Source organism: Mesorhizobium sp. M0047 (assembly GCF_040323315.1).
Taxonomy (GTDB): Bacteria; Pseudomonadota; Alphaproteobacteria; order Rhizobiales; family Rhizobiaceae; genus Mesorhizobium.
The window spans coordinates 138,715-152,136 of the sequence record NZ_JAMYUW010000003.1; the positions used below are offsets into that span (position 1 = coordinate 138,715).

Below are 13,422 nucleotides of genomic sequence, written 5' to 3' on the forward strand. Positions count from 1 at the left end.
TTGCGCCTCCATTGGAACCCCCCGCTCCGCGGCATCCGGAATCTCCGAAGTCGCGTAGCGGGGCGACGCCTTGGGAGACAAACGCTTCATGACGTCGAATCGTCGACCGTGAGCCCCAGGCGCTGCATTGAAAAGCTTGATGGGCAGGAAGCGAACGTCGTTGCGGGATTCGAGCAGCAGCGTCGGACGACGGGCGTCGTAAAACGCAACGTTGCTGAACTCCAGAATTTATCCCCCAGGACCCTAACCACTTAAGAACCAGTTGACATACTGGTTCCTCAGTGGTTCAACTTGCGCCGCTGCAGCGATCGGGACGCGCCTGCAAGATCGCTGAAGCGGCCCGCCAACCCAGTGATGTCGGAAACAAGGGAGACGACCCGATGACTTTTCAGACGCGTTTGAGACTAGCAACCGCCACCTTGGCCATTTTGGCCGGTACGGGGACGGCGCTTGCAGCTGACGTCACTTTGTCAATTGAAAGTTGGCGCACCGACGACCTGACAATTTGGCAAGACAAGATCATCCCCGCCTTCGAGGCCGCCAATCCAGGCATCAAGGTAAACTTTGTAGGCACCTCGCCGACCGAATATGTCGCTGCGATCGATGCCAAGCTGCAGGCAGGGAGCGCGGGCGATCTGATTGCATGCCGGCCTTTCGACACCTCGCTCGCCCTCTTCAACAAGGGGTATCTGGCGCCGGTGAATGACCTGGCCGGGATGAACAACTTTTCACCGGTCGCCCGCTCCGCCTGGACGACAGACGATGGCAAAACGACGTTCTGCGTCCCAATGGCGTCGGTCATTCACGGCTTCATCTATAACAAAGATGCGTTCGACAAACTCGGCATTGCGCCGCCGAAGACCGAGGGGGAATTCTTCGCCGCCCTCGAGAAGATCAAGGCGGACGGAACCTACACGCCGCTCGCCATCGGGACCCACGACCAGTGGGAAGGCGCAACGATGGGCTACCAAAACATCGGTCCCAACTACTGGAAGGGTGAGGACGGGCGCCTCGGGCTGATTGCTGGCACCCAGAAACTCACCGACCCGCAGTTTGTCGCTCCTCTTCGCACGCTCGCGAAATGGAAAAACTACATGGCCTCGGGTTTTGAGGCGCAAACCTATCCCGACAGTCAGAACCTGTTCACGCTCGGCAAGGCTGCCATCTACCCGTCAGGCTCGTGGGAGATCGCCGGGTTCGAAAAGAACGCAGCCTTCACCTTGGGTGCCTTCCCGCCGCCGGTCCCCAATGCAGGCGACCAGTGCTACATCTCCGACCACAACGACATCGGCATGGGCATGAACGCCAAGAGCGCCCACCCGGCCGAGGCCAGGAAGTTCCTGGAGTGGGTCGCTTCGCCAGCGTTTGCGGCACTCTACGCAAACTCGGTTCCTGGCTTTTTCTCCCTCTCCAGCGCTCCGGTCACGATGACCGACCCGCTCGCCCAGGAATTTGTGTCGTGGCGCAAAACCTGCAAGTCGACCATTCGTTCGACCTACCAGATCCTGTCGCGCGGGACGCCCAGCCTGGAAAACGAAACCTGGACCGCAGCAGCCAACGTCATCAACGCCGTTGCGTCGCCTGAAGAGGCTGCCAAGAAACTTCAGGACGGCCTCGACAGCTGGTACAAGCCCGCATCCAAATAGACCTGTCATCCTCCCAAACTTGCCAGGTCATCGTGAGGTGACCTGGTCTTCAGCCTGACGGCTCAGAACAACAGGGATGCAGCGGTGGACCGAATTGAACATACGATTGAGTCAAAACAAGCCAGGCGCTGGCACATTGCGATCTTTTTGGCGCCGGCCATTGCCGTCTACTCGGCGATATTGATCGTTCCTTTGGGTGTGACGCTTGTCCAGGCGCTTTACTCTGCCGCCGGAGTGAGGCCCACATTCGTTGGGCTGCAAAACTTTTGGGCGCTGTTCGCCGACCCTCGCTGGTCCGTCGGCTTTTGGAACGCGCTTTCGAACAACACCCGCTTCTTCATTATTCACATGCTGGTTCAAAATCCCGTCGGGATTGTCCTAGCAGCTTTGCTGAGCAATCCGCGCCTGCGGCTACGTGGCTTTTACCGCACGGCCATCTTCGTTCCGACGATTTTGAGTTTCGTGATCGTCGGCTTCGTCTGGAAGCTCATCCTCTCCCCGTTGTGGGGGGTGACGCCAAACCTGCTCAGTGCCGTGGGTTTGGGTGACCTGTTCTCACCTTGGCTGGGCAAGGAGCAGTCTGCACTGGCGGCACTGGGCCTGATCTCGGTCTGGCAGTTCATCGGCATCCCAATGATGCTGATTTACGCAGCACTCCTTTCAATCCCAAACGAAGTCATCGAGGCCGCTGAATGTGATGGGATCTCAGGCATCCGGCAGTTCTGGAAGATCCAGCTTCCGCTTGTTCTGCCTTCGATCGGGATCATTTCGATCCTGACTTTCGTCGGGAATTTCAACGCGTTTGACCTTGTTTACGTCGTCCAAGGCGCGGTCGCCGGCCCGAACAGCTCAACCGACCTTCTGGGTACGTTCCTTTACCGCACCTTCTTTGGTTTCCAGATGCAACAGGGGGATCCCAACATGGGTTCAGCGGTCGCAACGGTGATGCTGCTGATCATCCTCGCCGTGGTGTGCGCCTATCTGTGGCTCGTGCAGTCCCGACTCCATCGATATCAGTTCTGAGGACCCCATGAGCAGCCTGAAACAATCCGTTGGTCGAAGTGCAGCGGCTCACGCCGTCCTCCTTGCCTACACTGCGATCGCGTTGTTCCCGTTGGTGGTCATTGTCATCAACTCGTTCAAAGGTCGAAGGGCGATTTTTGCCAGCCCGCTAAGCGTAGCTTTTCCCGGAAGCCGCGACTTCAGTCTCGCTGGCTACGAGACGGTTATGAAGCAGGGAAACTTCTTTCTCTATTTCCAAAACAGCATCGTCGTGACGGTTTGTTCGCTCTTTTTCGTGCTGTTGTTCGGGGCAATGGCTGCATTCGCCCTCTCTGAATATCGCTTCAGGGGCAACGCACTCATGGGCCTTTACCTGGCGCTCGGCATCATGATTCCCATCCGCCTGGCGACGGTGGCCATTCTGCAGTTGATGGTTGCGGCCGGCCTCGTAAATACGCTGGCGGCGCTGATCCTTGTCTATACCGCCCAGGGCCTGCCGCTCTCGATATTCATTCTCTCGGAGTTCATGCGGACGGTTTCCGATGACCTCAAGAACGCCGGAAGAATCGACGGGCTCAACGAATACAAGATCTTTTTCACGCTGGTTCTGCCTCTGGTGCGCCCCTCGATGGCGACGGTGGCGGTGTTCAGCATGATTCCGATCTGGAACGACCTCTGGTTCCCACTCATTCTCGCGCCCTCCGAGGCGACCAAGACTGTAACCCTCGGCGCCCAGATGTTCATCGGTCAGTTTGTTACAGACTGGAACGCGGTCATCGCGGCGCTGACCCTGGCGATCCTGCCGGTCTTGACGTTGTATCTCATTTTTTCACGGCAGCTCATTCGCGGTATCACGTCGGGAGCTGTGAAATGATGGCCTGGTCCGGCGGCACCGGACGTCACTTTCGGGCCGCGCTATCGCATCTGCGCGTCGTTCTTGCCGGTATCGAGGTCGGCCATATCGGCGATGCATCCAATCTCCAAAATTAAGGACCGACCATGGGCTCACTGCAACTCAATGCCGTCACCAAGACATTTGGAGCAACCAAGGTTCTGCACGGGATAGAACTGGACGTAGCCGACGGTGATTTCGTCACCTTTGTCGGGCCCTCGGGATGTGGAAAGTCGACACTCCTGCGTATCGTCGCTGGGCTTGAAGACGCAACTTCCGGACAGGTTCTCATAGATGGCTTGGCGGTAACAACCACGCCGCCGGCTCGGCGCGGGATCGCAATGGTCTTCCAAACTTACGCGCTCTATCCGCACCTTACGGTTGCGGGCAACATGACCCTTGGGCTCAGACAGGCGAAAATGCCGTCGGCTGAAATCGCAAGACGGGTCGCCGAGGCCTCCGAGATGTTGTCGCTGGCTGACTATCTGAAGCGCCGCCCCGCAGAGCTCTCGGGTGGGCAGCGTCAACGCGTCGCCATTGGCAGAGCAATCGTGCGCGAGCCAAAACTGTTCCTGTTCGACGAGCCCCTCTCCAATCTGGACGCTGCGTTACGCGTCAATACACGGCTGGAGATTGCGCGCCTCCATCGCGAGCTCAATACAACGATGGTCTACGTTACCCACGATCAGGTCGAGGCAATGACCCTCGCCGACAAGATCGTGGTGATGAATGCTGGGCGCATCGAGCAGGTCGGATCCCCGATGGAGCTATATAACAGGCCTGCCAATCGCTTCGTAGCGGGCTTCATAGGGTCGCCTCAGATGAACTTCCTTCCCGCCGGCGCGTTCGGTTACCCCGGGGTCGAGACACTGGGGGTACGTCCTGAACATCTCCGCATTGACAAGGACAAGGGCGACTGGAAATGCACTGTTGTCCACGTTGAGCATCTAGGAGCCGACACGAACTTCTACGTGCAATCTGCACAGTCCCACCTCATCACCGTGAGGGTCTTCGGCGAAATTCATATGGAAATTGGGGCAACCGTCTACTTGTCCGCGCAGCCTCAACAAATCTTCAAGTTCGGCACAAATGGCGTTGCTATCTATGCAAATTAGCGCCCCCGAACTCATCGCCTCAACGCCCGTGGCAAGCATGCTCGATCTTATTGTTTTTGCGGATGCCGGCGGCACAAAAACCGTTGGATGTGCCGTTCGGCTGGCTGACGGAGCAAACTTCACGGCAAGAACAGGAGCCTGCGTCCCAAGCACGGACTTGCCCGCGGCGATCGCCCAGGTCGATGACCTTCTTGGGGATCTCAGTCGCCAATCAGGGGTACCTTTGACACGAGACAAGGTAGCACTGTCCATATCTTCTGCCGGCCTCGACGACGAGGAGACGCGACGCGCCTTTACAGCAGTGCTCGAGACCCGATGCGTCGCGCTCCATGTTGCTTCGGATGGCGAGGCGGCCTTGGTCGGTTGTCTCGGCTCGGGTGATGGCGCGGCAATGAGCGTCGGGACGGGTGTTGTCGCCTACTCGCGCCGTAGCGGCCATCCGGACCTGGTATTCGACGCGTGGGGTTGGCCAGCCGGCGACCGAGGCGGCGGGGCCTATGTAGGGCGCGAGGCGGTCGAGCAGTTTCTGCTTTGGGTCGACAGCGGAGCCGTTGAATCCGACCCATTGTACAATGCACTTGCCAACCTTATCGGCGCCACAAGGCCAACGATCCTTCGGTGGCTCACTGGCGCCGAGAGAAGGGACTTTGCTGCAATTGCGACTACAGTGGCGTCGGCCCAAGCCGCCGGGTCCGACTGCGCGAATGCAATTCTGATTGACGCAGGCGCCAAGCTTCGAGCCTTGGCGTCAATTCTGGAGGAACAGGGGCACAGCAGGATCTGTCTCACCGGCGGACTTGCGCAAACAATGCGCCCGTTCATCGACTTCTCGAAGATCGAGATTGTCCCCGATGCGAGCCTTGCTGGAGCAAAGTTCTTCGCGAGCGCGTGGCTTGGGCAAAGTAGTCGCTCACTTCTGAGGGAGCCATCCTGATGTCCAGCAATCTCGTTCTCGAACAACTACGCAAGACCCTTGATCAAGAGCCACGCAGAAACATTCACGCCACGCTCGTCAGTGGGATCGAGGATGCCATCGCCGACCGGTCGCTGCAGCCGGGAGACCTGTTGCCGAGTGAGCGCGAACTAAGCGTGGGGCTCGGGGTTTCAAGAAATGTCGTTCGCCGTGCCATTGCGACGCTCGAGGCCGAAGGCATAGTCGCGACACGCCACGGCCATGGCACCTTCGTCCCCCGCGAACTGAGAAAGTCGACCAACTCGATCCTCGGTTTTACCGAGGAGATGAACCGTCGCGGGCTTAGCGTCACGAGCCACGTCGTTCGCATGATTGAGAGGGTCCCAACTGCGCAGGAGTCGATCGATCTTGGCATCAACCCCGACGATCTGGTGCGAGAAATCGTTCGCGTAAGACTGGCGGGCGGTACCCCGATCGCGCACGAATTTGGACTTGTGCCGAGTTGGGCGATCTCCCCAGCGTTTGATGCGAACGGGTCGCTCTATGCGGAGATGGATGCTCGGGGAACGCGCCCTGTGCGTGTGCTTCAAGAAATTAGCGCCTTTGCGGCGGATCCGGAGGTCGCGGAGAGCCTTGCCATCGAACCCGGCAGTCCGGTTTTGCGGATCACGCGAAAGGGTCTCGACAAATCCAACGCTGTTTCCGAGTTCACGATCTCGCATTTCCGCAGCGATCGATACACCTGGATTACGGAGTTGAGGCGGTGACGGCCCTTAATCGTGAAGTTGCCAGCATATATTCCCACGGCAAATGGATCCGCGGGACTATTCACCACGACCGCGGCGTCGTGACGGCCGTCGAGGGTGAGGTGCTATCCGACAGGCCGAGTGCACCTTACATCGTTCCCGCCTTTGTTGACCTTCACGTCCACGGTGGCAATGGCGCCGACGCCATGAACGGCGCCGCAGACGTGCACAGTCTGGCGCGGTTCCACGCGCGGTTTGGCACAGGCGCCTTATGCGCGACCACGCTCACCGCTCCGGCCGACCAAGTCACCGCAGCTTTGCGTGGCATATCCGACGCAATGTCCACGCCAGCCGATGACGAGGCCGAGGTGCTAGGCGCGCACATCGAGGGGCCGTTCATCAATCCAGAGAAATTGGGGGGCCAGCCCCCATTTGCGATCCATCCCGATCTCGAACTTGCGGAGCTCTGGACGAGGACAGCGAAGGTTCTGATCGTGACGCTCGCTCCAGAGCTTCCAGGTTCTGAAGCCGTCATCAGGTTTCTTTGCGGACAGGGCGCGCAGGTTCAGATCGGCCATTCGTTGGCCACTGCTGACGAGGTTGCCCAGGCAGTGGCTTGGGGTGCCAAGGGCTTCGCCCACCTTTTCAACGCTGTCGCGCCGATCACTGCTCGGCACCCCGGTGTTACCGGATGGGCGCTCGCCAACGCGACGTGGTCCGAGTTGATCTGCGATCTCAAACACGTTGACCCGGCCCTTCTTCGTCACGCGATCGCGTCAATCCCCAAAGCGTATTTCATCACGGATTGCTGTGCCGCGGCCGGAAGACCAGACGGCGAGTATCGACTGGGCCTCAATTCGGTGACCAAAGCGGACGGGTTGGTTTGCCTCACTGGGACCAAACAACTCGCGGCCAGCCTCCTTGTCGGCAGCGACGCATTTCAAAACATCCTCTCGCTCGGCTGCAGCCTCGAGACTGCTGTTTGGATGACCTCGACAAGACCTTCGCAATATGTCGGTGCCGTCGGCTATGGGGACATTGTTGCGGGAAAAGTTGCAAGCGTCGTTGCGTTGGACGACCAGTTCAACCTAGTGCAGGTGTGGCTTCGGGGACGGGAGATCGACCTGTGATCAGAGCGGCCATCGTTGGCTTTGGGCTGTCTGGAAAGACATTTCACTATCCCTTGCTGCGCGCGGCAGGATTCGAGGTGAGCGCCATAGTCGTGAGCGACCCTGGTCGCCACAAGGCACCCGACGGCGTCTACTTCGCGAGTCTCGACGCCGTCTGCGAGAACGGCGACATCGACCTCGTCGTGGTCTGTTCACCAAACCCAATGCATCACGATCACGGACTGCGGGCGATCCGTGCGGGCAAGCACGTGGTCATCGAAAAACCGCTCGCCAGCACAGTCGAAGAGGCTTCAGCGCTGTGTCAGGCTGCAGGTCGTAGCCAAGGAGTAGCGACTGTCTTCCATAGCAGAAGGTGGGATGGCGATTTCCTTACGCTGCGACGCCTACTTCGTGAGGGCGCGGTAGGCGACTGGCAAATCCTTGAGTCCCGATGGGGAATGAACAAACCCGTCGCTCAGAAACGCTGGAAAGACAACGACGATCTGGGCGGCGGCCTGTTGGCGGATTTCATGCCGCACATGATAGATCAAGCGCTTTGCCTCTTCGGCCTCCCTGATCGTGTCGATGCCGACATTGCAACACAGCGCGTCGGTGGTATTGGCGCCGACTACGTCGCTGTGACAATGCGATACGGCTCAAAGCGAGTGTCGCTCGCGACCGACTGCTTCAGTTCGAATCCGGGATGGCGGTTCCGTCTCGCTGGCACCATGGCGGAATACATTTGCATGGGCACCGACCAGCAGGAAGCCCAGTTGCGCGCAGGCATGTCGCCATCGGCACCCGACTTCGGACTGAGTTCGACTGAACTGATCTCCAGGCTAGCGCCGATGAGCGGTGAGCCCAGAGCCATCAATCTCGATCGGGGGAATTATCTTGGTTTCTACAATCAATTGAAGGTCGCCATCGCCGAAGGACAGCCCGTGCCAGTTGATATCTCTGAGGCAGCCAATGTGGTGGCAATCATCGACAGTCTAAGAACCACCGGATGCTGGACTCCCGAACCAAGTCAAACAACTCGCCTCCCCTAACGCAAGGATCAGATTTGACTGGCAACCGCCTCGCGGTCCCTAAAGCAGCGTGCGGCCACCATTCACTGCGAACTTCTGGCCAGTGATAAAACTTGCTTTCGGCGATGCCAGAAAGGCGACCATGTTGGCTATGTCCTCGGGGGTGCCGAAATGGCCAAGGGGCGTGCGGTCGAGGTACCAGTTGCGACTGACCTGCGGCACTTCGGCATGGCGTTCTACCGGGATCCAGCCCGGCGCGACGAGGTTCACCGTAATTCCCTCCGGGGCGAGCTCTTTGGCCCAGGAACGCGTCATCGACAGCATTGCTCCCTTTGCCGATGCATAGTTGCCGAAATTCGGATTACCAAGCTCGGCAATCTCTGAGCCGATGTTGATGACCCGGCCGGACTTGCGGGCGCGCCAGTCCGGCAGCACAAGCTGGAGCAGTTCAAGCGGCGCCTTGACGAAGAACTCGAGCTGGTCGAGATACGTCCGCCATGACTGTTCCATGAGCGGCATTTCCGGCTGTGGTCCCGTGGCGTTGTTCACGATGAGATCGACCGGTCCGAGAACGTCGCGTATCTGATCCAGACCGACACTTAGCTGGTCCTTGTCAACGACACTGAACCGCGCCGCAAAAGCCTTGCCGCCATCCGCCTCGATCGTGCGCACCACCTGCGAGGCGCTTTTTTCGTCGCTGGCATAGTTGACTGCCACAGCCCAGCCATCTGCCGCCATGCAGCGGGCCATGACCGCACCCAGTCCACGCGATGCGCCGGTTATCAAAGCTACGTTCATGATGTGGGTTCCATCAAAGAAGTTTCAGTGCCTTGGCGGGTGGAAATGTCGAATGCGGATCGGAGAGAGCGAGCCCCCTCCTGCAGAAAGGTCTGGTCGCTCGACAGCAGGAAGAGGCTGGACCCCAGTGCCAGCCAGCCAGGAAGTTCGGAAAGATCCGAGACGAACATGCCTGTGCGCATCCCGGCTTCGGCGGCCTTCCGACAGATTTCATCGACCGCTTCCACCACCTGTGGATCTTTGGGAGAAGCAGCCCCCATCGAAATGGTGAGATCAACCCGGCCGATGAACAGACAGTCCAGGCGTTCGACGCGCACGATGTCAGACAGATTGTCGAGAGCTTCCCGGTCCTCGATCTGGGCGACTATCACCGTGTCCTGTGCGGAGCGCTCCCTGTGTTCAGCCATCGGTTTGCGTGTGTAGCCGGCCGCACGCGTTGAACCGGCGTAGCCGCGTCCGCCTGGACCGAACAGGGCGCTACGCACCAGCCGGTCGGCCTCTTCGCCGCTGCGGATGTGGGGCGCAACAACCCCGTCGGCACCCAGATCAAGGCAGTTCAGCAGGCTGTCGGCAGATGCCGTGCCGGGACGGACAAGAACTGGCATACCGAGAGCACGGGCAGCGAAGATCGACCCGTCCAGGTCGCCCCGATCGAAGGGGGCGTGCTCGGCATCGAGACACAATACATCCAGTGTCGAGCTCGAAAGGACTTCCACCACAGTGCGGCTGGGCGTCTTGATCCACGTGCCGATGAGCGGCGCGCCGGAACGCAGCCGCGAGCGAAACGAAGGGGCCTGATGTGCGCTCATTGGCCCCCCCGGAGGGAGTCACGGTTGACGACCGTGTCGGGCATTCGCCCTGCAAGCACGTCAAGAACGGACTGTGTTGCCGACCCGGTCATGCGCGCTATGGATTCATGGCTGATGCCGCCCATATGCGCTGCACAGACCAGATTGGGGACGTCGCGAAGGGTTTCGGCGTCCGGCGGCTCCGTTTCGAAGACGTCGAGACACGCGCCACCAAGCTTTCCCTGCCGCAGAGCTTCGAAAAGCGCCTCTTGATGGATGATTGGACCGCGTGAGGTATTGACCAGAATGGCCGTCGGCTTCATCCGTGCAATTGCGGCGGCATCGATGAGGTGATTGGTCTGCGCAATCAGGGGAACATGGAGGCTGACGATATCTGAACGGCTCAGAAGCTCCTCGAAACTGGCGACTTTTTCGGCGCCGGCAAGTGCATCGACCAGAGCATCGAAAAAGCAGATGGTGACCCCAAAACCGGCAAGTCTGCGCGCCACCGCGCGACCGATGGTGCCAGCGCCAACAAGTCCAATGGTTTTGCCTGGCAGTTCGCCGGGTGTCAGCGGACCGACGCGCTCCCAGCGGCCGGCCTTGACCGAGTTGTCCTGCTGGGGAATTTTGCGAACGGCCGCAAGGATGAGCGCCAGCGTGTGGTCCGCCACGGTCTCGGCGTTCATGCCCGGGGTGATTGAAATTGCAATTCCCAGTTCATCAGCCACGGCACGGTCAATCGAATCGAAGCCGACGCCGACCCGGGCAATGATCCGCAAATCCGGAAGCGCGCGAAGGACCTCGGCCGTGAATGGATCCGTGCTGACGATCGCGGCGGAACACCCTGCCGCCAGCTGCGTCAGCTCATCGGCCGTCCGGACGCCAAGCTTCGGCGCGAGAACCAGTTCGTGGCCGGCCTCCACGAGGCGTCCGCCTGTGGTCGCGCCGTTGGGATCGAAGCCCGGCCAGCTGATGAAGATACGCATCGGATTATTCCTTCACGCGTCTACGCGTCGGTAGGCGATGTCGACGCGCTGACCGAGGCTGGCGGCCCTGATCGCCGCGTCGATGATTTCGGAGCAGTAGTAGCCATCGCGGAATGTTGCTCCGATCGGAGCAACCTCGTGCAATCCGGCAATCGCACCCAAAATGTGGACGGCCTCATGGCTGAATGTGTCTACCCAGCCAAGCGGATGGCCTGGCGGAAACCAGTTTGACTGGTATGGGTCGGCGCCTCGTAGGACCGGAATTGTCAGGAAGGCCTTGTCGGCCCCAGCGACACGCAGCTCATTGAGACGCTGCATCGAAAACGCTATCGACCCTTTTGAGCCGTCGACCTCGATCCGGCTTGTAACCAGGTGACCGCCCGCGACCCGAGAAGCCTCGACGACGCCGAGCGCACCGTTGTCATAGTCGAACAATGCTGCAAACTGGTCGTCCGTCTCGATTCGCGCCCCATTGCTTGCAGCGCCGACCTTTATTCGGGTAACGGCCTGCACGGTCGTTGGATCAGAAGTCATCAGGAAGCGTGAGAGATCGATGTGGTGCGCTCCGAGATCGCCGAGCGCTCCGGCACCTGCGGCCTGCCTGTCATCGCGCCAGGTTTTCTCGCGTTTTTCATCGAGAGAAGACGAAACGAGGAATTGCGACCGGTAGTGATGGATGTCGCCGATCTCGCCGGAGCGGATGATCTCACGCGCCAGCTGCAGCGCCGGAAAGAAACGATAGTTGTAAGCACACATGTGCCTGACGCCTGCCGTGTGCGCTGCCTCCCACATCGCAAACGCGTCGTCCGCGGTCGGGCCGAGCGGCTTCTCGCAATACACATGCTTGCCGGCCTGAGCCGCCGCGATTGTCGGCTCGACATGCAGTGTATTTGGCCCTGAATTGTCGAACAGTTGGATCCGGTCGTCGGCCACGATGTCGCGCCAGTCGGCAACGCCCTCTTCCCATCCAAGCCGACTTCTGGCTGCTTCTAGCTTTTGCGCATCGCGTCCGTAGAGCGACACAAGCCTCGGGCGAGGCACGGCTTCCGGAGCAATGAGAGGCACGTCGCGGTAGCCAAGCGTATGCGATTTGCCCATGAAGGCGTAGCCGATCATGCCTATGCCAATTTCGTTCGATCCGGCCATTCCGAGGTCCTGTTTCTGCACTTTGTCCGCTGATCTTAAAATATGAATAGCTATGCAAAGTCAAGTCGGAACCTTAAGTGTATGCAGGACTTGCCGCTATCGGCATGCCAGCCGAAATGAATTGGCCAGTGCACGAATGGAAATGGGTGAGCCGGCGGAAGTGGCCGATATCGGGGCTATCGGGCGGTTGATTTTCGCTCGCAAAGCGTTCCGGGAACGAGGCGCAACCTGCCACCGCCGGCAGTGCCCTCCTGCCAGCGCTGCTTGAGCGCGGCGATGGCTGCGTCAACCATTTCCGCTCCATTCTGGCGGATTGTGGTCAATGAATAGGACGGCCAGCTCGAAAATGTCGCATCGTCAAAGCCGGCAATCATGACGTCTTCGGGAAAGCGCAGACCGTACTCGACGCGGGCGCATTCCATTGCCCCGATGGCAGTCAGGTCGTTTGCGCAGAACACCGCGTCAGGCGGGCTCTCTCCCGCAAACAGGGTACGGGCGGCTTCATAGCCGCCCTCGTAGTGGAAATTGCCTTTTACGATCTCGACATCCTCGACGCCGAGCTCTTTCAAGCGCCCGACAAATCCCTGCTCGCGATCGGTATTGGCCAGCGTTTCGTTACCGGCGATGTAGGCGAATCGCGTTCCGCCCTTCTGGAACAGGAGATTTGCAATCAGCCTGCCGCCCTCGACATTGTCGCAGCAAACGGCAGAAACCCACTTGTTCTGCTGCCGTCCATTGAGCAGGACGATGGGAATACGCATCTGCGCGCATTCGTCCGCGGCGTCCTTGGACATGATGGACAGCGCCGATATGATGCCGTCGACGCGATAGCGCATGATCAGGGGAATGGCGGCGTCGAAATACTCGTTATGATCGACGAAGAACACCAGAACCTGGTAGCCCTGCGCCTGAAACTGGCGGGTGAACTGCTCGAAGATGTTGGCGTAGTAGGGATTGTACATTCCGCCAATGACGATGGCGATCAGCTGCGAGCGATGCGTTACCAGGATGCGCGGAAGGATGCTTGGCTGGTAGCCAAGTTCACGCGCTGCCGCGATCACTTTTTCGCGCGTCTTCTTGCTGACGCTGGCTCCGGGGGTAAAGGCACGCGATACCGCCGACTGCGACACTCCGGCCAGACGTGCCACATCGATCGAAGACGGCTGAAGCCTGCCGCGGCCATCCGGACCTCCAGCCGCGTCTGGCAACGTCGGCTGCTTGCTGCCGTTTTCACCGTCCTGCCGCACACC

General features: G+C 59.7%; 13 protein-coding genes. 8 read left to right on the forward strand and 5 right to left on the reverse strand.

The window, feature by feature from the left end; translation table 11 throughout:
- Positions 1-380: 380 nt before the first annotated feature.
- The 8 genes from NKJ89_RS03935 to NKJ89_RS03970 all read left to right on the forward strand — a co-directional run bounded on the left by NKJ89_RS03935 (position 381) and on the right by NKJ89_RS03970 (position 8,472).
- A complete protein-coding gene (locus tag NKJ89_RS03935; protein ID WP_352600055.1) occupies positions 381-1,646 on the forward strand; it encodes an ABC transporter substrate-binding protein in 1,266 nt (421 codons plus the stop codon).
- 93 nt (positions 1,647-1,739) lie between these two features.
- Complete coding sequence (locus tag NKJ89_RS03940; RefSeq protein WP_502904083.1) at positions 1,740-2,669, forward strand: carbohydrate ABC transporter permease; 930 nt, start codon at positions 1,740-1,742, stop codon at positions 2,667-2,669.
- A gap of 7 nt (positions 2,670-2,676) precedes the next feature.
- Positions 2,677-3,522 (forward strand): carbohydrate ABC transporter permease, encoded by an 846-nt coding sequence (locus NKJ89_RS03945; RefSeq protein ID WP_352600059.1) that lies wholly within the window; start codon positions 2,677-2,679, stop codon positions 3,520-3,522.
- Positions 3,523-3,647: 125 nt separating this feature from the next.
- Entirely contained in the window at positions 3,648-4,655 is a 1,008-nt protein-coding gene (locus tag NKJ89_RS03950) for an ABC transporter ATP-binding protein (protein WP_352600061.1), read from the forward strand.
- A 37-nt stretch (positions 4,656-4,692) separates the two neighbouring features.
- Positions 4,693-5,589 (forward strand): glucosamine kinase nucleotide-binding domain-containing protein, encoded by an 897-nt coding sequence (locus tag NKJ89_RS03955; RefSeq protein ID WP_352600063.1) that lies wholly within the window; start codon positions 4,693-4,695, stop codon positions 5,587-5,589.
- Positions 5,589-6,335 carry a GntR family transcriptional regulator gene (locus tag NKJ89_RS03960; protein WP_352600065.1) on the forward strand — a complete coding sequence of 249 codons (747 nt, stop codon included), beginning with the start codon at positions 5,589-5,591 and terminating at the stop codon, positions 6,333-6,335. Before NKJ89_RS03955 ends, NKJ89_RS03960 begins: the two co-directional genes overlap by 1 nt.
- The gene (locus tag NKJ89_RS03965) at positions 6,332-7,444 is read left to right on the forward strand and encodes an N-acetylglucosamine-6-phosphate deacetylase (protein ID WP_352600067.1); all 1,113 of its coding nucleotides are present in this window, start codon (positions 6,332-6,334) and stop codon (positions 7,442-7,444) included. Before NKJ89_RS03960 ends, NKJ89_RS03965 begins: the two co-directional genes overlap by 4 nt.
- Positions 7,441-8,472 carry a Gfo/Idh/MocA family oxidoreductase gene (locus NKJ89_RS03970; RefSeq protein WP_352600069.1) on the forward strand — a complete coding sequence of 344 codons (1,032 nt, stop codon included), beginning with the start codon at positions 7,441-7,443 and terminating at the stop codon, positions 8,470-8,472. The genes NKJ89_RS03965 and NKJ89_RS03970 overlap by 4 nt, the downstream gene beginning before the upstream one ends.
- Before the next feature lie 39 nt (positions 8,473-8,511).
- On the opposite strand, the gene NKJ89_RS03975 is transcribed toward NKJ89_RS03970, so the two are convergent.
- From NKJ89_RS03975 to NKJ89_RS03995, 5 genes are all read right to left on the reverse strand, one after another.
- Positions 8,512-9,249, reverse strand: coding sequence for an SDR family oxidoreductase (locus tag NKJ89_RS03975; protein WP_352600071.1), 738 nt, complete (start codon positions 9,247-9,249; stop codon positions 8,512-8,514).
- The gene (locus NKJ89_RS03980; RefSeq protein WP_352600073.1) at positions 9,246-10,058 is read right to left on the reverse strand and encodes an HpcH/HpaI aldolase family protein; all 813 of its coding nucleotides are present in this window, start codon (positions 10,056-10,058) and stop codon (positions 9,246-9,248) included. Before NKJ89_RS03980 ends, NKJ89_RS03975 begins: the two co-directional genes overlap by 4 nt.
- Positions 10,055-11,026, reverse strand: a complete 972-nt coding sequence (locus tag NKJ89_RS03985; RefSeq protein ID WP_352600075.1) for a phosphoglycerate dehydrogenase — start codon at positions 11,024-11,026, stop codon at positions 10,055-10,057. Before NKJ89_RS03985 ends, NKJ89_RS03980 begins: the two co-directional genes overlap by 4 nt.
- 12 nt (positions 11,027-11,038) lie before the next feature.
- A complete protein-coding gene (locus NKJ89_RS03990; RefSeq protein ID WP_352600077.1) occupies positions 11,039-12,172 on the reverse strand; it encodes a Gfo/Idh/MocA family protein in 1,134 nt (377 codons plus the stop codon).
- Between the two features lie 176 nt (positions 12,173-12,348).
- Positions 12,349-13,419 carry a LacI family DNA-binding transcriptional regulator gene (locus NKJ89_RS03995; RefSeq protein ID WP_352600079.1) on the reverse strand — a complete coding sequence of 357 codons (1,071 nt, stop codon included), beginning with the start codon at positions 13,417-13,419 and terminating at the stop codon, positions 12,349-12,351.
- Positions 13,420-13,422: the final 3 nt, after the last annotated feature.

What these genes read in the sequence shown, in the direction of transcription:
- NKJ89_RS03935 (WP_352600055.1), top strand. Translation starts at nt 381, where the DNA reads ATGACTTTTCAGACGCGTTTGAGACTAGCAACCGCCACCTTGGCCATT.
- NKJ89_RS03980 (WP_352600073.1), bottom strand. Translation starts at nt 10,058, where the DNA reads ATGAGCGCACATCAGGCCCCTTCGTTTCGCTCGCGGCTGCGTTCCGGC.
- NKJ89_RS03975 (WP_352600071.1), bottom strand. Translation starts at nt 9,249, where the DNA reads ATGAACGTAGCTTTGATAACCGGCGCATCGCGTGGACTGGGTGCGGTC.
- NKJ89_RS03945 (WP_352600059.1), top strand. Translation starts at nt 2,677, where the DNA reads ATGAGCAGCCTGAAACAATCCGTTGGTCGAAGTGCAGCGGCTCACGCC.
- NKJ89_RS03990 (WP_352600077.1), bottom strand. Translation starts at nt 12,172, where the DNA reads ATGGCCGGATCGAACGAAATTGGCATAGGCATGATCGGCTACGCCTTC.
- NKJ89_RS03955 (WP_352600063.1), top strand. Translation starts at nt 4,693, where the DNA reads ATGCTCGATCTTATTGTTTTTGCGGATGCCGGCGGCACAAAAACCGTT.
- NKJ89_RS03985 (WP_352600075.1), bottom strand. Translation starts at nt 11,026, where the DNA reads ATGCGTATCTTCATCAGCTGGCCGGGCTTCGATCCCAACGGCGCGACC.
- NKJ89_RS03950 (WP_352600061.1), top strand. Translation starts at nt 3,648, where the DNA reads ATGGGCTCACTGCAACTCAATGCCGTCACCAAGACATTTGGAGCAACC.
- NKJ89_RS03960 (WP_352600065.1), top strand. Translation starts at nt 5,589, where the DNA reads ATGTCCAGCAATCTCGTTCTCGAACAACTACGCAAGACCCTTGATCAA.